We start from the raw sequence: 25,682 nt of genomic DNA, 5'->3' as shown, positions 1-25,682 counted from the left end.
CGGCGTCACGCGCCGAACACCAGCCCGGCGAACAGGGCCACGGCGAGCACCGCGGTCGCCACGACGGGCGCGGTGCGCTCGCGGGTGAGCAACGCCGCCGCGAACGCCTGCGCCAGCGCGAACGCGGCGGCCACGAACAGGGCACCCACGGGCGTCAGCACCACCGCGAGCACCGCCGAGGCCAGCCCGCAGGCCGCGGTCCCGACGAGCCGCCGGTGCGGCCGCAGGTCCTGCCGCGCCTCGGTGAGCGCGAGCAGCGCGGCCGGCATGATCGCCAGTACCACGACGCCGCCCAGCAGCGGTTGCAGCGCCTCGGCGTTGGCGGCGGCGAGCGCGTCGCGCAGCGAGCTCACCGAAAGGCCAAGGCGCACGGGGCCCAGCTGGTAGAGCGCCGCCGCGGCGACCGCGACGACCAGCACGGCGCCGGTCGCGAGGCGCCTGGAGTCGAGCCCGGTCAGCAGCGGGAACAGCACGGCACCGGCGAGCAGCAGCCCGGGCACGCCGGGCCACGACGGCTCGCCGGTGGGTCCCGCCGGGGCGATCGCGACGCTCACCGCCACGAACGCGACGCCGGCGACCACGAGCAGCCCGGCGATCCAGCGCCGCCAGTAGTCGCCGATGCCCACGCCCGCGGCGTCGGCGGCCGTGACGAGCAGCACGAACACGCAGGCCCCTAGCCATGCCGAGCCGGGCACCGAATAGGCGGCGAACACCGAGGCGTAGAACGCGACACTCGCGATCCTGGCGCCCGAGCGCAGTCCCCGGTGGATCGTGGCGCCGCGGCCCTCCGGCTCCGGCACCGTCCACTGAGCACAGAAGGCCAGTGCCGCCGCGAGCACGGCCCCGCCGAGCAGCCACCATCCGGCAGCGGATGCGGCCACCGCGAGCGCGCCGAGGATGCCAGCACCGACCTGCACGCTCGTACCTACCTCTCACCGGTCAGGACGCCGTCAATAGCATGGCGGACAAGATTCGAGACCCGACGAGGAGCCTGACGTGAGCGTGCCGAAGCTTGCCCTGTCCGAGATCACCGAGGCCGCGCTGGGCAAGACCCGCGCCGAGGCCGTCGTGGTCGGCACCGTGCAGGGAGCCAACGGGCTGGAGCTGGCGCCCGGCGCCGACGCCGTGGACGCCGCGCTCGGCGGCACCCTCGTCGACGTGCTGCGCACGCTCGGCGCCACGGGCAAGGCCGAGGAGGTGGTGAAGGTGCCGACGCTGGGCAAGCTGCCCGCGGGCGTCGTGCTCGCCGTCGGCCTCGGCAAGCCGGAGCCGACGCAGGAGCAGGTGCGGCGTGCCGCCGGGGCCTCCGGCCGCGCGCTGGCCGGCACCGCGCGGGCGCTCACCACGCTGTCCGTTGTGGACCTGCAGGCCGCGGTCGAGGGCACGATCCTCGGCGCGTACACCTTCACCGAGTACAAGTCCGAGCCCGGTGACGCCCCGGTGTCCACGGTGGACGTCGCGACGCCCGCCGAGGGCTCCTCGCGCGAGCATCGCGCCACGCTCAAGGCCGCAACCGCCATCGCCGAGTCGGTGCTCACCGCGCGCGATCTGGTGAACACCCCGCCCAACGACCTCTTCCCCGGCTCGTTCGCCGACCGCGCGAAGAAGCTCGCCGAGCAGACCGGCCTCGACATCGAGGTGCTCGACGAGAAGCAGCTCAAGCGCAAGGGCTACGGCGGCATCCTTGGCGTCGGCGGTGGCTCGTCGCGCCCGCCGCGCCTGGTCCGCCTCTCCTACAAGGGCCCGAAGGCGAAGAAGAAGGTCGCGCTGGTCGGCAAGGGCATCACGTTCGACACCGGCGGCATCTCGCTCAAGCCCGCCGCGAACATGGACCACATGACCTCGGACATGTCCGGGGCCGCGGCGGTGCTCGCGTCCGTGGTGCTCGCCGCGAAGCTCAAGTACCCGCTCGAGGTCACCGGTTACCTGCCGCTCGCGGAGAACATGCCGTCGGGAACGTCGTACCGGCCCGGTGACGTGCTGACGATGTACGGCGGCAAGACCGTCGAGGTGCTCAACACCGACGCCGAGGGCAGGCTCGTGCTGGCCGACGCGATCGTGCGGGCGGCCGAGGACGAGCCGGACTACCTGATCGAGACGTCCACGCTCACGGGCGCGCAGATGGTGGCGCTGGGCAACCGCACCCCCGGCATCATGGGCTCCGACGAGTTCCGCGACCGCGTGGCCGCGATCGCGCAGGCCACGGGCGAGAACGGCTGGCCGATGCCGCTGCCGGAGGAGCTGCGCGGCGACCTCGACTCCAAGCTCGCCGACCTCGCCAACGTCACCGGCTCCCGCTGGGGCGGCATGCTCGCCGCCGGGATCTTCCTGCGCGAGTTCGTCGCCGAGGGCCTGCCGTGGGCACACATCGACATCGCGGGCCCGGCCTTCAACACGGGTGGCCCGTGGGGCTACACCGGCAAGGGTGGCACGGGCGTGCCGGTGCGCACGATCGCCGCGGTGCTGGCGGACATCGCCGACAACGGGTGACCGAGGCGGGCGGCTACGCGGACGACGCCGTGCGCAAGGTGCTCACGGCGTCGGACGAGGGCGTCGACGCGGTGATCTCGACCGCGGCCCTGCTGCTGGCGTGCGCCGGGGCGAGCGCCGAGTCCGACCGGCTGGTGCGGCACTGGCTCGCCGCGACCGGCCGTGAGGCGAGCAGGCTCGCGGCGGAGCCACTGGCCGCGCGTGCGTGGGCGATGCTGTTCGCCGCGCGCGGCGAGGCGCCGGACTGGGCAGCCGAGCTGACGCCGCTCGACCTCGACGCCGAGGCCGAGGCGCACCGCGCCCACCTCGCCAAGGAGAGCCGGGATCCGCTGCGGGCGCTCGCCGCCGAGGCACAGGCCGCCGCCGAGCGGGGAGACGTCGAGGCCGCCACCGAGGCGCTGGGCAGGTGGGCCGGACGCGCCGGCGAGACGAAGCGGCCGGACGTGGCCACGCTCGCCGCGTGCCGCGACGTCGCGCCGTTGCTCGTCGACGGCGTGCTGACGGTGCCGCAGGAGTGGGCCCGGGACTACGCGGGGGCGCTCGTCGCCGCGCTGGGCGTCCGCTACCGGCCGCAGCGCGAGCGCGGCGGCTGGCGGGAGCTGGTCGCCGAGATCATGCGCCTGCGGGGCGAGCCGGGCGCGTTGCCGCCGCCTGCGAGCCCGGCGGCGATCGCGGACGTGGAACGCAGGCTCGGCCGCCCGCTGCCCGCCGGCTACCGCGAGTTCCTGCTCACGTGCGACGGACTGCGCGCCGACGTGGTGTTCCCCCGCCTGCTCGGTGTCGCCGAGCTGGCTCCGGCCGCCGAGGGGATCACGATCAGCGAGCCCGAGGGGATCACTCTGCGCCCGGACACCGGAGAGGTCGTCGAGTGGGACCCGGTGTTCGGCGTCACCGTCCACCCCGGGATCCGCGCCCTGCTCGAGGAGCACTTACGACTGCTGGAAGCGTCGGCCTAGCCACCGTGCTCAACCGCAGTGAAGGCCACCTTCACTGCGTTTAACGCAGTGAAGGTGGCCTTCACTGCAGTCGGCGAGGTCAGGGTTGCTCTCGGCGGCGCTCGAGGATCTTCTGCCGCTCGGTGTACTCGCGCATGCGCTTCGGGTAGCCCGTGCGGGCGACCTCGTAGACGGGGATCGAGCGCTTGCGGCCGAACTCCTGGGCCGCGCCGAGGCTGCCGATCCGGCGCCGCGTCCACTCCCCGTCATGTGCGACCAGCACCACAGTGGTGTCGGTGACAGTGGTGCGGGGCTCGACGTACGCCTCCACTCCACGCCGCGACGCGGCCCATTCCTCCAGGTGCCGGGTGTCGGCCGAGCTGGCCTTTCGCAACGTTCCCGGCTTCGACGGCCCCTTGTTCCTTCTCCGCAGTGAGTCGAACAGCCCCACATCGACCACCTCTCTTCCGGTGTCCCCAACGATCATTATTCCGGGGACGGGGACGACGTGTCCGCCGCATGGGCAGCACTAGCTCGCAAGCCTGTCAGGCGAGGTGACAAGATGAGGTGTGATGAGCGCACCACGGCGCCCGTGTACCCCATCGACACTGCCTGCCGAGGAGTTTGAGAAGTGACCGACGCTGAAGCCGACCTGGTGATCCTGGGTGGCGGATCGGGTGGCTACGCCGCGGCGTTCCGCGCCGCCGAGCTGGGCCTTTCCGTCACGTTGATCGAGAAGGACAAGCTGGGCGGCACCTGCCTGCACCGCGGATGCATCCCGACCAAGGCGCTGCTGCACGCCGCCGAGGTCGCCGACTCGGCCCGCGACGGCGAGCAGTTCGGTGTCAAGTCCGTCTTCGAGGGCGTCGACATGGCCGGCGTCCACAAGTACAAGGACGGGGTCGTCACCCGCCTGTACAAGGGCCTTCAGGGCCTCGCCAAGGCGCACAAGATCAACTACGTGGAGGGCACGGGCACCTTCTCCGGCGGCACCACGGTGACCGTCGACGGTACCCGCTACACGGGCAAGAACGTGGTGCTGGCCACCGGTTCGTACTCCAAGTCGCTGCCCGGCCTCGAACTCGGCGGCCGGATCATGGCCAGCGAGGACGCGCTGAAGCTCGACTACGTGCCCAAGAAGGCCGTGGTGCTGGGCGGCGGCGTCATCGGCGTCGAGTTCGCCAGCGTGTGGGCGTCCTTCGGCACGGAGGTGACCATCGTCGAGGCGCTGCCCCGGCTGGTGCCGAACGAGGACGAGTTCGCTTCCAAGCAGCTCGAGCGCGCGTTCCGCCGCCGCAAGATCGCCTTCAAGACCGGCGTGAAGTTCACCGGCGCCAAGCAGGACGACAACGGCGTGAGCGTGTCACTCGAGTCCGGCGAGACGCTGGAGGCGGACCTGCTGCTGGTCGCCGTCGGCCGCGGCCCCAACACCGCGGGCCACGGCTACGACGAGGCCGGCGTCCAGATGGACCGCGGCTTCGTGCTCACCGACGACCTGCTGCGCACCAACCTGCCGAACGTCTACGCCGTCGGCGACATCGTGCCCGGCCTGCAGCTCGCCCACCGCGGCTTCCAGCAGGGCATCCTCGTCGCCGAGCACATCGCGGGACTGGACCCGAAGCCCATCGACGAGGCCGGCATCCCCCGCGTCACCTACTCGCACCCCGAGGTCGCGTCCGTCGGCCTCACCGAGGCCGCCGCCAAGGAGAAGTACGGCTCGGACGTCACGACGCTGACCTACGACCTGGCCGGCAACGGCAAGAGCCAGATCCTCAAGACCTCCGGCGCTGTGAAGCTGGTCAAGGCCCCGGACGGCCCCGTCGTGGGCCTGCACCTGGTCGGCGACCGCGTCGGCGAGCTGATCGGCGAGGCACAGCTGATCTACAACTGGGAGGCTTTCCCCGAGGACGTCGCCCCGCTCATCCACGCCCACCCGACCCAGACCGAGGCACTCGGCGAAGCGCACCTCGCCCTCGCGGGCAAGCCGCTGCACACGCACGGCTGACGTCAGTCGCCTCAGAACCAGACCACACCAGAAACAGTCAAGGGAGTCAGCGAACGATGGCGTACTCCGTCACATTGCCGGAGCTGGGTGAAAGCGTCACGGAGGGCACCGTCACCCGGTGGTTGAAGCAGGAGGGTGACACGGTCGAGGTGGACGAGCCGCTGCTCGAGATCTCCACCGACAAGGTCGACACCGAGGTCCCCTCCCCCGTCGCCGGCACGGTGCAGAAGATCGTCGCCCGCGAGGACGAGACGGTCGAGGTCGGCGGTGAGCTGGCGGTGATCGACGATGGTTCCGGCGGCGGTGCCGCGGCGCCCGCGCCGCAGGCCGAGGAGGCGCCAGCGCAACCCGAGCCGCAGGCACAGGCGGAGCCGCAGGCACAGGCCGAGCCGGAGCCTTCCCAGCCCGAGCCGGCCCAGGAGCAGGCCCAGCCCGCGCAGTCCGCCCCCGCCTCGTCGGGCGGCGCGGCCTCCGGCACCCCGGTGACCCTGCCCGAGCTGGGCGAGAGCGTCACCGAGGGCACGGTCACGCGGTGGCTCAAGCAGGTCGGTGACACGGTCGAGGTGGACGAGCCGCTGCTCGAGATCTCCACCGACAAGGTCGACACCGAGGTTCCGTCGCCGGTCGCGGGCACCGTGCTCGAGATCTCGGTGAGCGAGGACGAGACCGTCGAGGTGGGCGGTCAGCTCGCCGTGATCGGTGACGCGAACGCCGCCCCGTCCGCCCCGGCCGAGCCGAAGCAGCCGGAGCCGCAGGCGGCCCCTGCGCCGCCGAAGCAGGAGACCCCGGCCCCGGCTCAGCAAGCCCAGCCCGCACCGGCCGCGCAGCCCGCACCGCAGGCCCAGCCCGCGCAGGAGACCGCTCCGAGCCGGGACGGCGCCGCGTCGCCGTACGTCACGCCGCTGGTGCGCAAGCTGGCCGCAGAGCACGACATCGACCTGGGCAGCCTCACGGGCACCGGCGTCGGTGGGCGCATCCGCAAGCAGGACGTGCTCGCCGCCGTCGAGGAGAAGCAGCGGCAGCAGCCCGCTCCCGCTCCCGCCGCCGCGCAGCCCGCCGCCGCGGCCCCGGCCGCGCAGGCACCGGCCAAGCCGGCCGCCCCGGTGTCGGACTCGGAGAAGGCGGCACTGCGCGGCACCGTGCAGAAGGCCAGCCGCATCCGGCAGATCACGGCCACCAAGACCAGGGAGTCGCTCCAGGTCTCGGCGCAGCTCACGCAGGTGCACGAGGTCGACGTCACCAAGATCGCCAAGCTGCGGCAGCGGGCCAAGGCGGCGTTCCGCGAGCGCGAGGGCGTGAACCTCACGTTCCTGCCGTTCTTCGCCAAGGCCACCGTCGAGGCGCTCAAGCAGCACCCGAACGTCAACGCCTCCTACAACGAGGAGACGAAGGAGATCACCTACCACGGCGCGATCAACCTCGGGATAGCCGTGGACACCGAGCGCGGCCTGCTCTCGGTGGTGATCCACGACGCGGGCGAGCTGAGCCTGGCAGGCCTCGCGCACCGCATCGCCGACCTGGCGGCGCGGGCGCGCAGCAACAAGGTCACCCCCGACGAGCTGACCGGCGGCACGTTCACGATCACCAACATCGGCAGCAACGGCGCCCTGTTCGACACGCCGATCATCGTGCAGCCGCAGTCCGGCATGCTCGGCACCGGCGCGGTCGTCCGGCGCCCGGTCGTGGTCACCGACGCGGACGGCAACGACACCATCGCCATCCGGTCGATGGCCTACCTGCCGCTCACCTACGACCACCGCCTGATCGACGGCGCCGACGCGGGCCGGTTCCTCACGACGATCAAGCAGCGCCTCGAAGAGGGCAACTTCGAGGACGAGCTGGGCCTGTAGCACGTGAGTTCCAGGTGAGGGGCGTCCACCTTTCGGTGGGCGCCCCTTCACTTTGTGTCTTTAAGGTGGGTTCATGCGAGTCGTCGTCGCCGGTTCCAGCGGTCTGATCGGAAGCGCGCTCGTGCCGCGCCTGCGTGAGGCGGGGCACGACGTGCTGCGGCTGGTGCGCCGCGACACCCGCTCCGGCGACGAGCGCAGCTGGGATCCGCCCGCGGGCCGCATCGACCCCGGCACGTTCGACGGCGTGGACGCCGTGGTGAACCTGTGTGGAGCCCCGCTGATCTCCGGCCGCTGGAGCGGGGCCCGCAAGCAGCTGCTCACCGACAGCAGGGTCGAGCCGACCGAGGTGCTCGCCGAGGCCGTCGCCGAGCACGGGATCCCGCTGCTGGTGAACTCATCAGGAGCCCACTACTACGGCGACACCGGCGAGCGCGAGGCCGACGAGTCGCGCCCGGCGGGCCGAGGGTTCCTGCCCGAGCTGTGCGTGGCCTGGGAGGCGGCGACCGCGCCCGCCGTCGAGGCCGGCGCCCGCGTGGTGCTGCTGCGCAACGCGCCCGTGCTCGCCGGCGAGGGCGGGCTGCTTGGCCCGTTGAAGCCGTTGTTCCGGCTCGGCCTCGGCGCCCGGCTCGGCGACGGCAGGCAGTACTTCCCGTGGATCGCCCTGCCCGATCAGGTCGCCGCGATCCGCTTCGTGCTGGAGCACGACGACGTGGCCGGTCCCGTCAACATGGCGGCGCCGGGGGTGGTGACCAACGCGGAGTTCACCAAGGCGCTCGGCCGCGCCGTGAACCGGCCCGCGCCGTGGTGGGTGCCTGGCCCGGCGCTGCGCGTCGCGCTCGGTGAGGCGGCAGAGGAGATGATCCTGACCGGTCCGAGGGCGGTGCCCCGCAAGCTCGTCGACGCGGGCTTCGGCTTCCGGCACTCCGACCTCGGCGAGGCGCTCGCGGCGGTGCTGTGACGGTCCGGCGTTCCCTCGTCCTCGGCGTGCTGCTGCTGGCGGCCTTCGTCGCGCTCGGCGTGTTCGTGAGCGGCTCGCCCGGCGGGCTCGACTCCCTGCTCGGCGACCTGCTCCACGACCGGTGGCGCGGGCCCGCGGGAGTCCTCGCCGAGGCGGTGAGCGCGGTGCTCGGCCCGGTGCTGCCCGTGCTGTTCGCGGTGGCGCTCGCGATCGGCGCCCTCGTGCTGTGGCGGCGCGGCGAAAGGGACAGCGCGGGGACCGTGCTGCGGGTGCTGGTGCTGCTGGTGCTGTGCCGGGCGACGAGCTGGCTCGCGAAGCCGGTCTTCGAGCGGGAACGGCCCCGCGTGTACCCCGACTTCAGCTACCCGAGCGGGCACGTCGTGTCGGTGGCGAGCACGGGCGTGGCCGCCGTGGTGCTGTGCACGCTGCTGGCCGCCCACCTGGTCACCGTGGTGACCCGGGTGGCGGTGGTGTCGACGCTGCTGTGCGCCGCGAGCAGGGTGGTGCTGGACGTGCACTGGCTGACCGACACGGTCGGCGCGGTGCTCGCGGTGAGCGGCGTCGGCCTGCTGTCGGCCGTGGCACTTCGGCTGTTGCCGCCGGTGAGGCGCGGCGTAGCCTCGTCAGCGTGACTGCGAATGCGATCAGGTCCTGCCGCGCCACCACCGACCCCGTCGACGTCCGCGAGATCGGCACGATCGACTACCTGAAGGCGTGGGACCTGCAGCGGGAGTGCGTCAACGCCCGCGCCGACGGCGAGGGCCCCGACACGATGCTGCTGCTGGAGCACCCCTCGGTCTACACGGCGGGCAAGCGAACCCAGCCCGAGGACCGGCCCAAGGACGGCACGCCCGTGATCGACGTCGACCGCGGCGGCCGGATCACCTGGCACGGGCCCGGCCAGCTCGTCGGCTATCCCATCGTCAAGCTCGCCGACCCGATCGACGTGGTGCAGTACGTGCGCCGCCTGGAGGAGGCGCTCATCCACGTGTGCGAGCGGCTCGGTGTCCACACCGGACGGGTCGAGGGCCGCAGCGGCGTGTGGCTGCCGGCCGACGACCGGGGCCCGGAGCGCAAGATCGCCGCGATCGGCATCCGCGTGCAGCGCGGCGTCACCATGCACGGCTTCGAGCTCAACTGCAACGCCGACATGAGCGCCTTCGACAAGATCGTGCCCTGCGGCATCAGCGACGCGGGCACGACCTCGCTGTCGGCGGAGCTGGGCCGCGACGTGACCGTGGCCGAGGCGCTGCCGCTGGCCCGCGAGGCGGTGCTCGCGGCGCTGGAGGGCGAGCTGGCCGTCAGCGACGACCGCTGGCTGCCGCGCCCGCAGACCCCCAGCGCCCCCGGAGTCACATTCGCGCTCCAGAACTAGCGGAACTAGTCGAGCTGGCGCGCGACCTCGGACGCGATCAGCTCGAGGTGGTCCAGGTCGGAGAGGTCCAGAACCTGCAGGTACAGGCGCGTGATGCCGGTCTTCTCCCGCCAGGCGCCAATGGTCTCCACGGCCTGTGCCGGGGTGCCCGCGACGCCGTTCTCGCGCAGCTCGGGAACCTGGCGGCCGATGGCCTCGGCGCGGCGTGACACCTCGGCATCGTCGCGGCCGACGGCCACCACGAGCGCCGCCGAGCGCACGATCTCCTTGGGATCGCGGCCCTCCGCCGCCGCGGCCTGTTCCACCCGGTCGAACTGGGCGAGCGCGACCTCGGGGCTGTTGAACGGGATGTTGAACTCGTCGGCGTAGCGCGCGGCGAGCTCCGGCGTGCGCTTCTTGCCGGTGCCGCCGAGCACCACGGGCGGCCTGGGCCGCTGTGCGGGCTTGGGCAGCGCGGGCGCGCCGTCGAGGGTGTAGTGCTCGCCGCGGAAGGAGAACGTCTCACCCTCCGGCGTCTCCCACAGCCCGGTGATGATCGCCAGCTGCTCGGCGTAGCGGTCGAAGCGCGTCTTCATGTCCGGCAGCTCGAAGCCGTAGGCGGTGTGCTCGTCGGCGAACCAGCCGGAGCCGAGGCCGAACTCGACCCGGCCGCCCGACATCTGGTCGACCTGCGCCACGGAGATCGCCAGCGCCGACGGGTGCCGGAAGGTCGCGGCGGTGACCAGCGTGCCGAGCCGGATGCGGCTGGTCTCCCTGGCCAGCCCGCCGAGCGTGACCCACGCGTCGGTGGGGCCCGGCAGACCGGAGACCGACCCCATCTTGAGGTAGTGGTCGGACCGGAAGAAGGCATCGAATCCGGCGTCCTCGGTCGCCTTGGCGACCCGGAGCAAATCGTCGTAGGAAGCGCCCTGCTGGGGCTCGGTGAAGATCCTCAGTTCCACGCCAACGAGCCTAACGGCGTACTTGCTCCAGCAAGCTCACGATCACCTGTTCCACTTCGGCGCCGACCTTCTCGGGCTCCGGCGAGCTCGCGATCTCGGTGGCGGCGCTGGAGAGCGCGCCGAACAGCAGCCGGGAGGTGATCTCCACGGGCACCTGGACCACCTCGCCCGCGTCGATGAGGTCCTGCAGCGCCGAGCGGATGAGCCCGAAGCTGTAGCGGTCCTCCGCCTCGCGCCAGCGCTGCCAGCCCATCACGACGGGAGCCTCGTGGATGGCGATGCGCTGGTACGCGGGGTCCAGGCAGCTGGCGATGAACTCACGCAGGCCCTTCAGCGCGCGCTCCCACGGCCGTTCCGGGCCGGTCATGATCTTCTCCAGGCGGCCCTTCACCTCGGTCTCCACCGCGTCGAACGCGGCCTCGAACACCGCCTGCTTACCACTGAAATGGTGGTAGAGCGCGCCCTTGGTCACCCTGGCCCGCCTGGCGATCTCGTCGAGGGAGGTGCCTGCGTAGCCGCGCTTGGTGAACAGCTCGATGGCGCTGTCGACGAGGGCACCGCGGGTGGACTCCGAATAGTCTTCTCGCCTGGACCTCGTTGTCACCACCCTCACAACTCTACGCGCGTTTCCAGCGCCCATACCGGTGGTATGTTGTGCGTGTCAGGTCCGTACCGGGAGTATGCCGCAAACCGTCGGTATGACCCGCGTCACGGGAGGGGACAGGCCATGAGCTGGAACGACTTCTATCGCAGGCGCGACATCATCGACGCCGTGCTGAAGCAGGCGGCGCGCAACCCTCGGGCCGAGCTGCCGTTCGCGGAGATCGCCGGCGCGCGGGAGGCGTTCGGCAGCGAGGAACAGCTGCTGCTCGCCCTGCAGTACAAATGGACGCAGGTGCTCACGGGCAAGCTGCGCGCCGAGGTCGCGGGCCCCGAGGACGCCTACGACGTCCCCGGCGGCGAGCCCGACCACGTCGACGCCGTGGCTCGCGCGTGGCGCACCGCCGCCAGGGAGAACGCCGCGCTGCGGGCCGTGCTCGACGCGGGCGTCGACCGTTATCCGGCGCTGCGCAAGGCGTACGAGGCCGAGCTGCGCATGCTCGCGGTCACGGCCGCGCTGGCGGAGCCGCACGAGCCGCGCGACGAGGTGACGCGGGTCGGCGAGGCCTTCGTCTCGCTGCTGCGAGCGCGCACCGACCACCTCACGGCGGGCAGGCGCGCCAACCCGATGGGACAACTGCTGCGCAAGCTGGCCCCCACCGCGTAGCCGTGTTGGCAGCGCGCCAGCACGGGTGGTTAGCTGTCGCCATGGCTACCGAGGCTGGGCAGTGGAGCGAGGCCGACATCGGGGACCAGACCGGCCGCACGGTGCTGGTCACCGGGGCCAACTCGGGCCTGGGGCTGCGGACCGCGCAGGTGCTGGCCGAGCACGGCGCGAAGGTGCTGCTGGCGTGCCGGTCGCCAGAACGTGGCGCGAAAGCGCTGCGGGACGTCGCAGCGCGGTCGGCCACGAAGCCCGTGCTCGTCTCGCTCGACCTCGCCGACCTCGCCTCCGTGCGGGACGCCGCGGCGACGGTCAGGGAGCTCACCCGCGACTCGCTCGACGTGCTCGTGAACAACGCGGGCCTGATGGGCGCCCCCAGAGGGCTCACGCGCGACGGCTTCGAAACCCAGTTCGGCACCAACCACCTCGGCCACACCGCGCTCACCTGGCTGCTCATGCCGGCGCTGCGCGGCGGCGACGCGGCCAGGGTGGTCACCGTGTCGAGCCTCGCGGCCACCGGCGGCGGGATCGACCTCGCCGACCCCAACTTCGAACGGCGCCGCTACAACCCGGCGAAGGCCTACTCACAGGCCAAGCTCGCCAACCAGGTCTTCGCGCTCGAGCTCGACCGGCGCCTGCGGGCGGCGGGCGAACCGGTGCTGAGCGTGGCCGCCCACCCGGGCTACAGCCGCAGCGAGCTCGGCTCCACCATGGCCAGGTCACAGGGCAACGCCGTGGTCAGGCGGGTACTCGGCACCGGCATCCGGCTCGGCGAGCTGCTGATCGCGCAGGACGTGCGCATGGGCGCGCTGCCGCAGCTGCGGGCGGCCACCGCGCCCGACGTGAACGGCGGCGACTACTTCGGCCCGCGCGGCCCCGGCGGCCTGCGAGGCCACCCCGTGCGGGTCCGGCCGCTGCGGTCGGCGCTGGACCCGGCATTGGGCACGGGACTGTGGGAGCTGACGGCGAAGTTGACGGGCGTCACCCCTGATCCGGCTTAGGTTGATCGCCCGTTTCCGGGGCGTAGTGTGGGGGCCGTGACTGTTGTGCCGGAAGGTCGGAAGCTGCTGCGGCTCGAGGTTCGCAACAGCCAGACGCCGATCGAGAAGAAGCCGTCGTGGATCAAGACCCGTGCGCGCATGGGCCCGGAGTTCACCGAGCTGAAGGGTCTGGTCCGCCGCGAGGGCCTGCACACCGTGTGCGAGGAGGCCGGCTGTCCCAACATCTACGAGTGCTGGGAGGACCGCGAGGCGACGTTCCTGATCGGTGGCGAGCAGTGCACCCGGCGGTGTGACTTCTGCCAGATCGACACCGGCAAGCCCGCCGAGTTCGACCGCGACGAGCCGCGCAGGGTCGCCGAGAGCGTGCAGGCGATGGGCCTGCGCTACTCCACGGTCACCGGCGTCGCCCGAGACGACCTCGAGGACGGCGGCGCGTGGCTCTACGCCGAGACCGTCCGTCAGATCCACGCGCTCAACCCCGGCACCGGCGTCGAGCTGCTGATTCCCGACTTCAATGCCGAGCCCGGCCAGCTGGCCGAGGTGTTCGGCTCTCGGCCCGAGGTGCTCGCGCACAACCTGGAGACCGTGCCGCGGATCTTCAAGCGCATCCGTCCCGGCTTCCGCTACGAGCGGTCGCTGGAGGTCATCACCCGCGCGCGGGAGGCCGGGCTGGTCACCAAGTCCAACCTGATCCTCGGCATGGGTGAGACGCCGGAGGAGGTCGTGGACGCGATGCGCGACCTCGTCGAGGCGGGCTGCGAGATCCTCACGATCACCCAGTACCTGCGGCCCTCGCCCCGGCACCACCCGGTGGACCGCTGGGTCAAGCCCGAGGAGTTCGTCGAGCACACCGCCGTCGCCGAGTCGCTCGGGTTCGCCGGCGTGATGGCCGGTCCGCTGGTGCGCTCGTCGTACCGCGCGGGCAAGCTGTACGCGCAGACCAAGGCCCACCGCGGCGAGGAGCTGCCCGCGAACCTGGAGCACCTCGCCACCGCCCAGCCGGCCGCGCAGGAAGCCAGCAGCGTCCTCGCTCGCCAGTCCTGAGTCACCTGGAAATCGGGGAGATCCCCGACCCCGGGTGGACCGGACAGACGCTACTGTCGTCTCAGGGGTTGACGGGGACGACACACAAGGGGAACGCACGTGGTTACCGACCTGCTCGAATGGCTGCAGAGCCTGCCGCAGCCCGCCCTCGTGGGCGCGACCGGCCTGCTCGTGCTCCTCGAGTGCACCATCGGACTCGGGTTCATCGCCCCCGGCGAGTCAGGGCTGCTGATCGCGGCCACCACGGCCAACACCGTGCCGAGGTTCCTGGTCCTGTGGGCGGTGGTCACCGTGTGCGCGGCGATCGGCGACTCGATCGGCTACGCGATCGGGCGGCGGTTCGGGCCACGGTTGCGTGACACCAAGCTCATCCGGCGCTACGGCACCGACGCGTGGGACAAGGCGACCGGCATCCTCCAGCGGCGGGGCGCCTGGGCGGTGTTCTTCGCGCGGTTCCTGCCGGTGGTGCGCACCCTCACGCCCGCGGCAGCGGGCACGTCGGGCCTGCCGTACCGCAAGTTCGCGCCAGCCGCGGCGTCAGGCGCGCTCTGCTGGTCGGCGCTGCACATCGGCATCGGCGCCGCGCTCGGTGAGGCGGCCAAGCGCGTCGAGGGGATGCTGAGCACGGGCGGCATGATCGTGGTCGGCGTGCTCGCGGTGGTGGGCGTCTTCTTCCTGATCCGCTACAAGAAGAAGAAGGCCCTCGCCCCGGCGACCCCGGAGCCCGCCGAAGACAAGTAACCCGACCTACTGCAGTGAAGGCCACCATCACTGCGTTGAACGCAGTGATGGTGGCCTTCACTGCAGCTACTTCGTGGGTGGCAGATGGCGGCGGGCCACGTTCTCGGCGGTCGAGGCGCCCGCTCGCCAGTCGGAGATCCACGGGCCGGTGCCCTCGCTCGGGTCGAGAACGCCCTCTTCCAGCCACGTGTAACCGCCGGCGAGCACCGACCTCGTCAGCACCCGGTCGGCCGCGTCGGTGTTGGCCCACAGCGCATGGAACAGCCGCTCGATGCGCAGCCGTGACTGGCGGCAGAAAACGTCCGCCAGCGCGTGGGCCGCCTCGCCCCGCTCGACGTCGTCCGCGCGCTGCATCTCCGCACGCACGCACGTCGCCGCCATGGCGAACAGCTCGGCCCCGATGTCGACGATCCGCGCCAGGAAGCCCTGCCGCTGCTCGAGCCCCGCCTGCCAGCGCGCCATGCCGTAGAACGTCGATCGGGCCAGCTTCCTTGCCGTGCGCTCCACGAACCGCAGGTGCCCCGCCAGCCTGCCGAACTCGGTGAACGACGTCGGCACCTGGCCCTTGCCGGTCACGAGCTGCGGCAGCCACTTCGCGTAGAAGCCGCTCGCCTTCGCCGCGGCGCTCGCCTTGCTCTTGAGATCGGCCTCGGCGTCGGCGAGGTCACCGGCCGCGGCCAGGTGCGCGTCGACGGCCTCGCGCGCGATGAGCAGGCGCATGATCTCCGAGGAGCCCTCGAAGATGCGGTTGATCCGCAGGTCGCGCACCAGCTGCTCCACCGGCACGGCCCGCTCGCCCCGCGCGGCGAGCGACTCGGCCGTCTCGTAGCCGCGGCCGCCCCGGATCTGCATCAGCTCGTCGGCGACCACGCACGACATCTCGCTGGCCCACAGCTTCGCGAGCGCAGCCTCGATGCGGATGTCGTTGCGGCCCTCGTCGGCCATGTGCGCCGACAGCTCCACCACGGCCTCCAGTGCGTACGCCGTGGCCGCCACGAACGAGATCTTGTTGGCCACCGCCTCGTGCTCGCCGACCGGCTTGCCCCACTGGACCCGCTCGGCCGACCACTCCCGCGCGATCTTGAGCGCCCACTTCGCCGCGCCCGCACACGACGCGGGCACAGACAGCCTGCCCGTGTTGAGCGTGGCGAGTGCGATCTTGAGTCCCTTGCCCTCGCCACCGATCACGTTCTCCTTCGGCACGCGCACCTGGTGGAAACGCGTCACGCCGTTCTCGATGCCGCGCAGGCCCATGAACCTGTTGCGCCGCTCGACCGTGATGCCCGGCGAGTCGGCCTCCACGACGAACGCCGTGACCCCGCCGCGATGGCCCTCGCTCTTGGGCACGCGCGCCATCACGACGAGCAGCTCGGCGACGACGCCGTTGGTGGTCCACAGCTTCACGCCGTCGAGCAGGTACGCCTCGCCGTCCTCAGTGGGCACGGCCGAGGTCGCCAGCCGCGCCGGGTCGGAGCCGACGTCGGGCTCGGTGAGCAGGAACGCCGACACCGCGCCCTTCGCGCACCTCGGCAGGAATCGCTCCTTCTGCTCGGAAGTGCCTGCCAGCTTGAGCGGTTCGGGCACGCCGATGGACTGGTGGGCCGAGAGCAGCACGCTGAGTGTGGAGTGGACGGACCCGACCAGCATGAGGGCCTGGTTGTAGGCGACCTGCGTGAGCCCGAGCCCGCCGTACGACTCGGGGATCTTGATGCCGAAGCAGCCGAGCTCGGCCAGCCCCTTCACGTACTCGTCGGGTATGCGCGCCTCGCGTTCGATCACGGCGGGGTCGAGGGTCCGGCAGTAGTCGCGCAGCCGGGTCAGGAACTTCTCGGCCTTCGCGGAGTCCTCGGCGGTGGGCCGCGGATGGGGATGCACGAGGTCGAGCCGGAAGCGCCCGAGGTACAGCTCCTTGGCGAAGGACGGCTTCTGCCAGCCGCTCTCCCTCGCCTCCTCGGCAACGGCCCTGGCTTCCTTCTCCGTCACCTTCGGTTGGTCGACCATCGGCCCTCCTTGTGGGTCGGCGCGAGTCTGTCAATCACATGTGACCAGTGTTACTCATCAGTAGCGGATCCGAAACCCCGGCAGACCCCCGCGACCGTGACCATCGGCGGCGAAGGCCCGCAGGCCGCCAGCCCGGTCACCCCGGGCCCGCCCTGCACCGGGCCCTCCTCAGGGCATCATGGGGTGCATGGACACCGCCGAGGAGCTGCGCCATGCCCGGGAACTGGTGGCGAGCGCCGGCCGCATCGTCGCCATGACCGGCGCCGGCATCTCCACCGACTCCGGCATCCCCGACTTCCGTGGGCCGAACGGCGTGTGGACGAAGGATCCCGCCGCCGAGAAGCTGTCGAACCTGCGGTCGTACGTGGGCAGCAAGGAGGTTCGCGAGCAGAGCTGGCAGGCCCGCACTCGGCACCCGGGCTGGGAGGCGAAGCCGAACGCGGCGCACCTGGCGTTCGTCGACCTCGAACGCCAGGGACGCCTTTCCGCGATCATCACGCAGAACATCGACGGGCTGCACCAGAAGGCGGGCTCCGCGCCCGGCAAGGTCATCGAGCTGCACGGGACGATGTTCGAGACGGAGTGCCTCGGCTGCTCGGACCGGCGTGACATGCGGGAGACGCTCGCGCGCGTGCGCGCGGGCGAGACCGATCCGCCGTGCGAACTCTGCGGCGGCATCCTGAAGTCGGCCACGATCTCGTTCGGTCAGGCGCTGGACGCCGACGTGCTGGAGCGAGCCCGCGTCGAGGCCGTGTCGTGCGACCTGATGCTCGCGGCGGGCACGTCGCTCACCGTGCACCCCGCCGCTGGCCTCGTCGGGCTCGCGGCGAGCGCGGGGGCGACGGTGATCGTGTGCAACGCCTCGGAGACGCCCTACGACGCTCACGCGGCGGCGGTGCTGCGCGGCCCGCTCGGCGAGGTGCTACCCGCCCTGGTGTGACGGCTCGCGCTCGCCGTGGGTCGCGATCACCACCGTGGCGACGAGCGCCGCCACGATCCCGGCGGCCACGTGCACGGGCGCCGGGCCGAACGACGCGGCGAGCACGAGCACGACGGCCACCGGGAACCCGATCGCGATGGGCCTGCACTCGTTGCGGGGCCCGATGTGCAGCAGCCACACGCTGAGCAGGAAGATCGCGAGCGGCACGGTGGTGGCCATCGCGGCCGGGACCGACGAGATGTGCGCGACATGCGTGTCGTAGTCCACGGCGACCTCGATGCCGACACCGACCGCAGCGGCGGAGCCGAAGATGAACAGGTGGCCGTAGCCCCACAGGAACGCCCCCCGGAACGACGTGAGCCTTTGCTGCCCCGGCCGCTCGAAGTACAGCCACCACATCGAGAACATGATCACCAGCCCCGCCGCCGCGAGCGACACGAGCGCGCCGGTGTGCTCGCCGGTCTCGATGCCCTCCTGGATTGCGCCGGTGCCGCTGAAGACGGCCTCGCCGAGCACGATGATCGTGAACAGCCCGTATCGCTCTGCGATGTGGTGTGGGTGCCAGCGCGTGCCCGACGAGGCGCGCTCCGCCCAGATGGGCACGAGCATCTCGGCCACGGCCAGCACGGCGAAGCTCGCGAGCAGCCCGCCCTCGGGCAGCGCGAGCCTGGCGATCCACCCGGCCTGCACGACCGTGATGCCGAGCGCGAACCGCAGCGCCGTCGGGCGGATGTCGGGATTCGCCGCCGCGGCGCGTAGCCACTGCCCCACCAGTGCGAGGCGCATCACGACGTAGCCGATCACGATTACCGTGAAGTCGCCCTCGAACGCATTGGGCACGCCCGCGGCGAGCACGAGCCCGCCGCCGATCTGCACCATTGTCGCGAGCCGGTAAGGCACGTCGTCGGTGTCGAAGGCCGAGGCGAACCAGGCGAAGTTCAGCCACGCCCACCAGATCGCGAAGAAGACGAGCACAAAGCTCAGCACGCCGTCGCCGATGTGGTTCTCGGAGATGGCGTGGTGCAGCTCGGCCGCCGCGCGGCCGACCGCGACCACGAAACAGAGGTCGAACAGCAGCTCCAGTGGCGTGGCGGCGCGGTGCGGCTCGCGCGGGTCGCGCGAACGCATCGGCCGATACCACAGCCGAACTCGCTCGTGAGGTGTCACGGATTCCGCGGACATCGGCGCCCCTCCAGACAAACGGTGAACCGCGGACATCCCTGCACGTCTGGCCATACGGCGCGAGCGCAGTCCCGGGCGGGCCCCGGCCCCCTACCATCCAGGGCCCACCCGGGCGGTGCCTTCGTACTCGCCAACGGTCCCCCGCGGCCGTCGGTCAGCGTTGGTCGATGAGGGTGACTCTGGGTGTTCGAGTCACGCATTCTCGAACGGCCCAGCGTTCTTACTCGGTTTACAGTCCCATCCCCGGATCATCCACCGATTTGCCACGCTAGGTAGCCGAAACCCTCACGGAAGGCACAGGTAAACGTCTACCCGGTTGCTCTCCGTAACACCAGATCGCGCGCGCCAACGTCACTCCAATGGACCAGCGTTCGTCACACTGGGTGCCTTTTCGGATAGACGACGGTGAGGATGCCGCCGGGCGTCCACGATCGCGAGTAGGAGCGCGGCGGCCGTGAACGCCACCGAGCACGCCATCGCGTAGCCGAGCGCGGCAGGGTAGTTCTCCCCCGCACCGGTGATGCCGGTGTGGAAGACCGAACCGAGCACGGCGACGCCGAGTGCGGTGCCGAGCCGCTGCCCGGTCTGCAGCGCGCCACCCGCGACACCCGCCATGCGGGTCGGCACACGGTCGAGCGTTAGCGTGGTGTTCGGCGAGATCACCATGCCCCCGCCCAGGCCCGCGACGAGCAGTGGAGCGGCCACCGCGTAGCCGATCGCCTGTTCCGGCACGAGCGGGACGAGCACCGCGACGACGCCGAGGCTGGCCGCGACCAGACTCAGCCCGGTGACCGTGAGGCGCCTGCCCCACCTCTGCACGAGCCTGCCCGCGATCGCGGCCGAGACGGCGGAGCCGAGCGCGAACGGCGTCACCAGCAGCCCGGACTCCAGCGGCGAGTAGCCGAGGCCCTGCTGGAAGAACATCGCGAACACCAGCCACATGCCGGCGAAGCCGCAGAAGTACGTGGCGCCGATGGCCGCGCCGATCGCGTACCCGGGGGTCTCGGTGTAGAGCCGCGGGTCCAGCAGCGGCGCGCGGTCCGTGCGCACCAACCGTTTCTCCCACCGCACGAACAGGTACCCGAGCCCGACGGCGAGCGGGAACAGCCACCACAGGCGGCTGATGCCGCCCTGTTCCGACTGCACGAGCGGAAGCAGGACGCCCAGCACGGCCAGACCGAGCAGCACCATGCCGGTGAAGTCGAGCCGGGAGCGTACGGGCGTGTCGCCGCGGGGCGCCTTCGGCAGCAACCGGGCGGCGAGGACGAGCGCGACGAGCCCGATCGGCACGTTGACGTAGAAGACCCACCGCCAGCCCGTCCCCGCCCCGAATGCGGCGATGATCAGTCCGCCCAGCACGGGTCCCACGGCGGTCGAGATGCCCACCGTGGCGCCGAACATGCCGAACGCCCTGCCCCGCTCGGCGCCGTGGAAAAGCTCCTGGATCAGGCCGCTGTTCTGCGGCGTGAGCATCCCGGCGGCGACGCCCTGTAGCAGCCGTGCGACCACGAGCATCCCCTCGTTGACGCTCGCGCCCGCGAGCGCGCTCGTGGCGATGAACGCCGAGAGGGCGATGAGGAACATCCGGCGCCTGCCGAACGCGTCGCCCAGCCGCCCGCCGGTGACGAGCACCAGGCCGAACGCGAGCGCGTAGCCCGACACCACCCACTGCACGCCCGCGACCGACGCACCGAGCCCGCTCTGGATCGACGGCAGCGCGACGTTGACGATGCTGACGTCGAGCAGGGACATGAACCCCGCGGCGAGGGTGACGGCGAGTGCCCGCCAGCGGCGCGGATCGGGCTCTTGGCTGTCGACTGGACTCATCCTGGCCACGTTATGACCATTGCCCCGGCCCGGCCGCGGGAGCCGGAGGCGGTGTCAGGAGCTCGCCGTGATGCCGGGGATGCCCTTGAGCTCGCCCATGAGCATCGAGCTGACCTTCACCGGGTAGTCGTAGAGCGCGAACACGGTCTCGCGCTGCTTGCCCATCAGCTTGAGCCGCACGGGAGTGTCGCCGCGGTGGGCCTGCAGCGTCTGCTTGAGCTCGGTGACCACGCTCTGGTTGAGCTTCTCCGCCGAGGCCAGCAGCATCAGCGGCGGCTCGTCGTCACCGGGGCCGATGTCGGAGAGGTCGAGCGGGATCAGCCCGCCGCCGAAGACCGACATCTTGTCCTCGCGCCAGTTGACCCGGCCCTTGACCACCACCGCGTTGTCCTCCACCAGATCGGCAGCGAACAGCGCGTAGGATTTCGGGAAGAACAACACCTCCAGCGAGGCGTCCATGTCCTCCACCGTGCAGATCGCCCACGGCTCGCCCTTCTTGTTCACCCGCCGCTCCAGCGAGGTGATCAACCCGGCGATCTCGATCTCCCCCTCCTTCGGAGGATCCGCCAGTATCGCCGCGATCGGCCGCTTCGCGTGCTTGCGCAGCACCCGCTCCGCCCCGTCCAGCGGATGCGCCGACACGTACAGGCCCAGCATCTCCCGCTCGTAGCCCAGCAGCTGCTTGCGCGGGTACTCCTGCTCGTCGAACTTCAGATGCGCCAACGGCGAGGACGCCGCCACCGGCGCCGTGTCGTCCCCGCCCCCGAACAGGTCGAACTGGCCCATCGCCTCCTGCCGCTTGAGCGGCACCACCGCCTCGACCGCGTCCTCGTGCAACTGCACCATCGACAACCGGGTGTTGCCCAGCGAGTCGAACCCACCCGCCTTGATCAGCGACTCCAGCACCCGCTTGTTACACACCACCAGCTCCGACTTGTCCAGAAAGTCGGTGAAGCTGGAGTACTTGCCCTTCTCCTCGCGGGTCTTGATGATCGACTCCACCACGTTGGCGCCCACGTTGCGCACCGCGCCCAAACCGAACCGGATGTCGTCGCCGACCGCGGCGAACCGCATCCCCGACTCGTTCACATCCGGCGGCAGCACCTTGATCCCCAGCCGGCGGCACTCCGACAGATACACCGCCGACTTGTCCTTGTTGTCCCCCACCGACGTCAGCAACGCCGCCATGTACTCAGCCGGATAGTTCGCCTTGAGGTACGCGGTCCAGTACGCGATCAGGCCGTAGGCGGCGGCGTGACTCTTGTTGAACGCGTAACCGGCGAAGGGGAGGATCGTGTCCCACAGCGCCTGGATGGCCTCGTCGGAGAACCCGCCGGGCACGATCTCGCTGGCCTTCATGCCGGCGTGGAAGCCCTCGAACTCCTTCTCGAGCACTTCCTTCTTCTTCTTGCCCATCGCGCGGCGCAGCACGTCCGCGCGGCCCATGGAGTAGCCGGCGACCTTCTGCGCGATCTGCATGATCTGCTCCTGATAGACGATCAGGCCGTAGGTCTCGGCCAGGATCTCCTTCAGGGGCTCTTCCAGTTGCGGATGGATGGGCTTGATCTGCTGCCGGTTGTTCTTGCGGTCGGCGTAGTCGTTGTGGGCGTTCATGCCCATCGGGCCGGGGCGGTACAGCGCGAGGACGGCGACGATGTCCTCGAAGCCGGTGGGCTGCATGCGGCGCAGCAGGTCGCGCATGGCGCCACCGTCGAGCTGGAACACGCCGAGCGTGTCACCGCGGCCCAGCAGCTTGTACGCCTCGACGTCGTCGAGACCGAGGCGGTCGAGGTCGATCTCCTCGCCGCGGTTGGACTTGATGTTGTCGAGCGCGTCGCCGATGACGGTGAGGTTGCGCAGCCCGAGGAAGTCCATCTTCAACAGGCCGATGGCCTCACACGACGGGTAGTCCCAGCCCGTGATGATCGAGCCGTCGTCGCGCTGCCACAACGGGATCGCGTTGGCCAGCGGCTCACTGGACATGATGACCGCGCAGGCGTGCACGCCCGCGTTGCGGATCAGGCCCTCCAGGCCGCGCGCGGTGTTGAAGATCGTCGAGACCTCTTCGTCGGTCTCGATCAGCGTGCGGACCTCGGCGGCCTCGCCGTAGCGCTCGTGCTCGGGGTCGACGATCCCGGACAGCGGGATGTCCTTGGCCATGATCGGCGGGGGGAGCGCCTTGGAGATCTTGTCGGCGATCGAGTAGCCCGGCTGGCCGTAGTGCACTCGCGCCGAGTCCTTGATGGCGGCCTTGGTCTTGATGGTGCCGAAGGTGATCACCTGGGCGACCTTGTCGGCGCCGTACTTCTCCGTCGCGTAGCGGATCATCTCGCCGCGACGGCGGTCGTCGAAGTCGATGTCGATATCCGGCATCGAGGTGCGCTCGGGGTTGAGGAACCGCTCGAACAGCAGCTTCTGCGGGATCGGGTCCAGGTTGGTGATACCCAGCGCGTAGGCCACGAGCGCGCCCGCGGCCGACCCCCGGCCGGGCCCCACCAGGATGCCCACGTCGCGGGCGTGCTGGATGAGGTCGGCGACGATCAGGAAGTAGGCCGGGAAGCCCTTCTGCACGATGACGTCGAGCTCGTACTTCGCGCGCTCCTCGTACCCGTCGGGGATCCCGTCCGGAAAGCGCCAGTGCAGGCCCTCCTGGACCTTGTGCCGCAGCCAGGACGCCTCGTCATGGCCCTCGGGCACCGTGAAGACCGGCATCCGGTCCTTGTGGGTGTAGACGTCCTCGTACGACTCCACCCGCTCGGCGATCAGCAAGGTGGAATCCGCCGCCCCCGGGACCTCCTTGTCCCAGTACTCGCGCATCTCCTGCGCCGACTTCAGGTAGTAACCATCACCGTCGAACTTGAACCGGTTCGGGTCGTTGAGCGTCTTGCCCGACTGCACACACAGCAACGCCGAATGCGAGTCCGCCTGATCCTTGGTCACATAGTGGGAGTCGTTGGTCGCCAGCGGCCGCAGATTCAGCTGCCTGCCGATCTCCAGCAACCCCTCCCGCACCGACCGCTCGATCGGCAACCCGTGATCCATCAACTCCAGGAAGAAGTTCTCCGCCCCGAAGATGTCCTTGTAATCCGACGCCGCCTGCAGCGCCTCGGCCTTCTGCCCCAGCCGCAACCGCGTCTGCACCTCGCCCGACGGGCACCCCGTCGTGGCGATGATCCCCTCCGCGTTCTCCGCGATCAGCTCCCGGTCCATCCGCGGCTTGCGGTAGTAGCCCTGGATCGAGGCCAGCGACGACAGCTTGAACAGATTCCGCAGCCCCGTGGCGTTGGCCGCCAGCATCGTCATGTGCGTGTACGCACCACCACCGGAGACGTCGCCGCCCTCACCGAACTCGTCCGCGCCCCGCTGGCTCGACTGCCCCCAGAACACCGGCTTCTTGTGAAACCGCGACTCCGGCGCGATGTACGCCTCGATCCCGATGATCGGCTTGATCCCGGCCTTCTTCGCCTGCTGGTAGAACTCATCCGCCCCGTACATGTTGCCGTGGTCGGTCATCCCCACCGCCGGCATCTCCAACCGGGACGCCTCCGCGAACAGCGGAGCGATCTTCGCCGCACCATCGAGCATCGAATACTCGGTGTGCACATGCAGGTGGACGAAGGAATCGTTCGACACCAGCGAAAACCTCCCCTTGACGAGACCGTCAGACGCGCCGCGAACTCCAGGGCTCCACCCTAGACCGCACCCCCGACAGAACGGGGCAGGCGTGCCGCGCGAGCAGCCGATCGCATGGGTTAAAGGGGGCGCGACGGAGCCACCTCCACCGCGAAACGACCGTGACCGCACCGCCACGCTCTCGCGAGTGGCTACCCGAGCAGCTGCCTGCCGATGACCAGCTTCTGGATCTCGCTGGTGCCCTCGTAGATGCGCAGGAGCCGGGCGTCTCGGTAGATGCGCTCCACCGGCACACCTCTCATGTAGCCGAGCCCACCGTGCACCTGTACGGCTCTGTCGGCGACCCGGCCGAGCATCTCCGTGCAGAACAGCTTCGCGCTGGACGGGCCGAGCCTGCGGTCCTCGCCGGTGTCGAAGCGCGCGGCGGCTTCGAGCACGAGCGCCCTGCCCGCGGCCAGCTCGGCGTGCGACTCGGCGAGCAGCGCCTGCACGAGCTGGTGCTCTCCGATCGGGGTCCCGCCCTGGCGGGTGGCGCGCGCGTGCTCCACCGCCTCCGCCAGCGCCCGCTCGGCCATGCCGACGCTGACGCCCGCGATGTGCAGCCTGCCCCTGGACAGCGAGGCCATCGCGATCCGGAAACCCTGGCCCTCCTCGCCGATCAGGGCCGAGGCCGGCACGCGCACGTCGTCGAGGTGGACCTCCGCCGTCCATGCCCCGGACTGGCCCATCTTCGCGTCGCGCTGCCCGACCGTGAGTCCGGCCAGCCCGGCCGGCACGAGCAGCGCCGAGATGCCCCGCCGCCCCTCCCGCTCAGGTCCGGTTCGGGCGAACACGACGAACGCGTCGGCCAGCGGGGCATTGGTGATGAAGCGCTTGGTGCCCGTGAGCACGTACTGGTCACCGTCGCGCACGGCGACGGTCCGCAGGCCGCTGGGGTCGGAGCCGGCCTCGGACTCGGTGAGCGCGAACGACGCGATCGCCTCCCCCGCCGCCAGCCTCGGCAACCACTCGGCGCGCTGGGCGGGCGTGCCGTGGTTGACGATGGCCTGCCCGGCGATGCCGTTGTTGGTGCCGAAGAGCGACCGGAAGGCGGGCGTGGTGTAGCCGAGCTCGATCGCGAGCCGCACGTCCTCGCTCGTCGTCAGCCCGAGGCCGCCGTACTCCGCGGGCAGCGCCCAGCCGAAGAGGCCGAGCCCGGCCGCCTTCTCCCTGAGGTCGGAGGGGATCTCGTCGCGCTCCTCGATCTCGGTCTCCCTCGGGAGGACCTCCTTGCGCACGAAATCCCTGACCGCACCAAGGATCGCCGCGAAGTCGTCAGTGTCCACGCCGGATCTCCTCGCCCTCCCCGGTGAGCAAGCGCTCAGCAACGTCACCGTAGCGCACACGGCGGCCACGAGGCCGCCCACAAGAGTCACCCCGCCGTCGCCCGACCCGAGCCCGGCGATCCACCACCGCGCCGGGTACCACCGGTTACGACCTATCGGACTTCATCAAC

21 protein-coding genes are annotated in these 25,682 nt (G+C 70.9%); 12 read left to right on the top strand and 9 right to left on the bottom strand.

Annotated elements, in window-relative coordinates; translation table 11 throughout:
• Nucleotides 1-5: 5 nt before the first annotated feature.
• On the bottom strand, nt 6-917 hold the full coding sequence (locus DI005_RS14475; RefSeq protein ID WP_113642441.1) for a hypothetical protein: 912 nt from the start codon (nt 915-917) through the stop codon (nt 6-8).
• Nucleotides 918-996: 79 nt separating this feature from the next.
• Between DI005_RS14475 and DI005_RS14470 the strand changes: the two genes are divergently transcribed.
• Nucleotides 997-2,490 carry a leucyl aminopeptidase gene (locus DI005_RS14470; protein ID WP_113642439.1) on the top strand — a complete coding sequence of 498 codons (1,494 nt, stop codon included), beginning with the start codon at nt 997-999 and terminating at the stop codon, nt 2,488-2,490.
• Nucleotides 2,487-3,446, top strand: a complete 960-nt coding sequence (locus tag DI005_RS14465) for an SMI1/KNR4 family protein (protein WP_113642437.1) — start codon at nt 2,487-2,489, stop codon at nt 3,444-3,446. The genes DI005_RS14470 and DI005_RS14465 overlap by 4 nt, the downstream gene beginning before the upstream one ends.
• Nucleotides 3,447-3,525: 79 nt before the next feature.
• On the opposite strand, the gene DI005_RS14460 is transcribed toward DI005_RS14465, so the two are convergent.
• A complete protein-coding gene (locus tag DI005_RS14460) occupies nt 3,526-3,885 on the bottom strand; it encodes an oxidoreductase (RefSeq protein ID WP_170200540.1) in 360 nt (119 codons plus the stop codon).
• Between the two features lie 171 nt (nt 3,886-4,056).
• Here DI005_RS14460 and lpdA point away from each other — a divergent pair, with 171 nt between their 5' ends.
• The 5 genes from lpdA (at nt 4,057) to lipB (ending at nt 9,613) form a co-directional block, all read left to right on the top strand.
• Nucleotides 4,057-5,430, top strand: coding sequence for a dihydrolipoyl dehydrogenase (gene lpdA, locus DI005_RS14455; protein WP_112274996.1), 1,374 nt, complete (start codon nt 4,057-4,059; stop codon nt 5,428-5,430).
• Nucleotides 5,431-5,486: 56 nt separating this feature from the next.
• Nucleotides 5,487-7,280, top strand: a complete 1,794-nt coding sequence (gene sucB / locus DI005_RS14450; RefSeq protein WP_113642435.1) for a 2-oxoglutarate dehydrogenase, E2 component, dihydrolipoamide succinyltransferase — start codon at nt 5,487-5,489, stop codon at nt 7,278-7,280.
• 73 nt (nt 7,281-7,353) lie between these two features.
• Nucleotides 7,354-8,238 carry a TIGR01777 family oxidoreductase gene (locus DI005_RS14445; protein WP_113642434.1) on the top strand — a complete coding sequence of 295 codons (885 nt, stop codon included), beginning with the start codon at nt 7,354-7,356 and terminating at the stop codon, nt 8,236-8,238.
• Complete coding sequence (locus DI005_RS14440) at nt 8,235-8,870, top strand: phosphatase PAP2 family protein (protein WP_112274990.1); 636 nt, start codon at nt 8,235-8,237, stop codon at nt 8,868-8,870. Before DI005_RS14445 ends, DI005_RS14440 begins: the two co-directional genes overlap by 4 nt.
• Entirely contained in the window at nt 8,867-9,613 is a 747-nt protein-coding gene (lipB, locus tag DI005_RS14435) for a lipoyl(octanoyl) transferase LipB (RefSeq protein WP_112274988.1), read from the top strand. Before DI005_RS14440 ends, lipB begins: the two co-directional genes overlap by 4 nt.
• Nucleotides 9,614-9,618: 5 nt before the next feature.
• On the opposite strand, the gene DI005_RS14430 is transcribed toward lipB, so the two are convergent.
• Nucleotides 9,619-10,554, bottom strand: coding sequence for an LLM class F420-dependent oxidoreductase (locus DI005_RS14430; RefSeq protein WP_112274986.1), 936 nt, complete (start codon nt 10,552-10,554; stop codon nt 9,619-9,621).
• Nucleotides 10,555-10,564: 10 nt separating this feature from the next.
• Nucleotides 10,565-11,194 (bottom strand): TetR/AcrR family transcriptional regulator, encoded by a 630-nt coding sequence (locus tag DI005_RS14425; RefSeq protein WP_112274984.1) that lies wholly within the window; start codon nt 11,192-11,194, stop codon nt 10,565-10,567.
• Nucleotides 11,195-11,281: 87 nt separating this feature from the next.
• Between DI005_RS14425 and DI005_RS14420 the strand changes: the two genes are divergently transcribed.
• The 4 genes from DI005_RS14420 (at nt 11,282) to DI005_RS14405 (ending at nt 14,604) form a co-directional block, all read left to right on the top strand.
• Nucleotides 11,282-11,821 (top strand): hypothetical protein, encoded by a 540-nt coding sequence (locus DI005_RS14420; protein WP_112274982.1) that lies wholly within the window; start codon nt 11,282-11,284, stop codon nt 11,819-11,821.
• Between the two features lie 41 nt (nt 11,822-11,862).
• Nucleotides 11,863-12,819 carry an oxidoreductase gene (locus DI005_RS14415; RefSeq protein ID WP_112274980.1) on the top strand — a complete coding sequence of 319 codons (957 nt, stop codon included), beginning with the start codon at nt 11,863-11,865 and terminating at the stop codon, nt 12,817-12,819.
• Nucleotides 12,820-12,855: 36 nt separating this feature from the next.
• Nucleotides 12,856-13,863: a lipoyl synthase gene (gene lipA / locus DI005_RS14410; protein ID WP_112274978.1), complete on the top strand. Its 1,008-nt coding sequence runs from the start codon at nt 12,856-12,858 to the stop codon at nt 13,861-13,863.
• 99 nt (nt 13,864-13,962) lie between these two features.
• Nucleotides 13,963-14,604: a DedA family protein gene (locus tag DI005_RS14405; RefSeq protein WP_112274976.1), complete on the top strand. Its 642-nt coding sequence runs from the start codon at nt 13,963-13,965 to the stop codon at nt 14,602-14,604.
• A gap of 66 nt (nt 14,605-14,670) precedes the next feature.
• Here DI005_RS14405 and DI005_RS14400 read toward each other — a convergent pair whose 3' ends face one another.
• Nucleotides 14,671-16,605: an acyl-CoA dehydrogenase family protein gene (locus DI005_RS14400; protein WP_112274974.1), complete on the bottom strand. Its 1,935-nt coding sequence runs from the start codon at nt 16,603-16,605 to the stop codon at nt 14,671-14,673.
• A gap of 187 nt (nt 16,606-16,792) precedes the next feature.
• On the opposite strand from DI005_RS14400, the gene DI005_RS14395 reads away from it, so the two are divergent.
• Nucleotides 16,793-17,545, top strand: coding sequence for a Sir2 family NAD-dependent protein deacetylase (locus DI005_RS14395; RefSeq protein WP_113642432.1), 753 nt, complete (start codon nt 16,793-16,795; stop codon nt 17,543-17,545).
• On the opposite strand, the gene DI005_RS14390 is transcribed toward DI005_RS14395, so the two are convergent.
• From DI005_RS14390 to DI005_RS14375, 4 genes are all read right to left on the bottom strand, one after another.
• Nucleotides 17,528-18,673: a low temperature requirement protein A gene (locus tag DI005_RS14390; protein WP_233520136.1), complete on the bottom strand. Its 1,146-nt coding sequence runs from the start codon at nt 18,671-18,673 to the stop codon at nt 17,528-17,530. The genes DI005_RS14395 and DI005_RS14390 overlap by 18 nt on opposite strands.
• Nucleotides 18,674-19,078: 405 nt before the next feature.
• Nucleotides 19,079-20,554: an MFS transporter gene (locus DI005_RS14385; protein WP_113642431.1), complete on the bottom strand. Its 1,476-nt coding sequence runs from the start codon at nt 20,552-20,554 to the stop codon at nt 19,079-19,081.
• Nucleotides 20,555-20,608: 54 nt separating this feature from the next.
• Nucleotides 20,609-24,187 (bottom strand): DNA polymerase III subunit alpha, encoded by a 3,579-nt coding sequence (gene dnaE / locus DI005_RS14380; protein WP_112274966.1) that lies wholly within the window; start codon nt 24,185-24,187, stop codon nt 20,609-20,611.
• A gap of 191 nt (nt 24,188-24,378) precedes the next feature.
• Nucleotides 24,379-25,512: an acyl-CoA dehydrogenase family protein gene (locus DI005_RS14375; RefSeq protein WP_113642429.1), complete on the bottom strand. Its 1,134-nt coding sequence runs from the start codon at nt 25,510-25,512 to the stop codon at nt 24,379-24,381.
• Nucleotides 25,513-25,682: the final 170 nt, after the last annotated feature.

Source organism: Prauserella sp. PE36 (assembly GCF_003311655.1).
GTDB classification, from domain to species: Bacteria; Actinomycetota; Actinomycetes; order Mycobacteriales; family Pseudonocardiaceae; genus Prauserella_A; species Prauserella_A endophytica.
The sequence above is the reverse complement of the archived record's forward strand: the minus strand, read 5'-3'. Positions and strand labels throughout refer to the sequence as shown.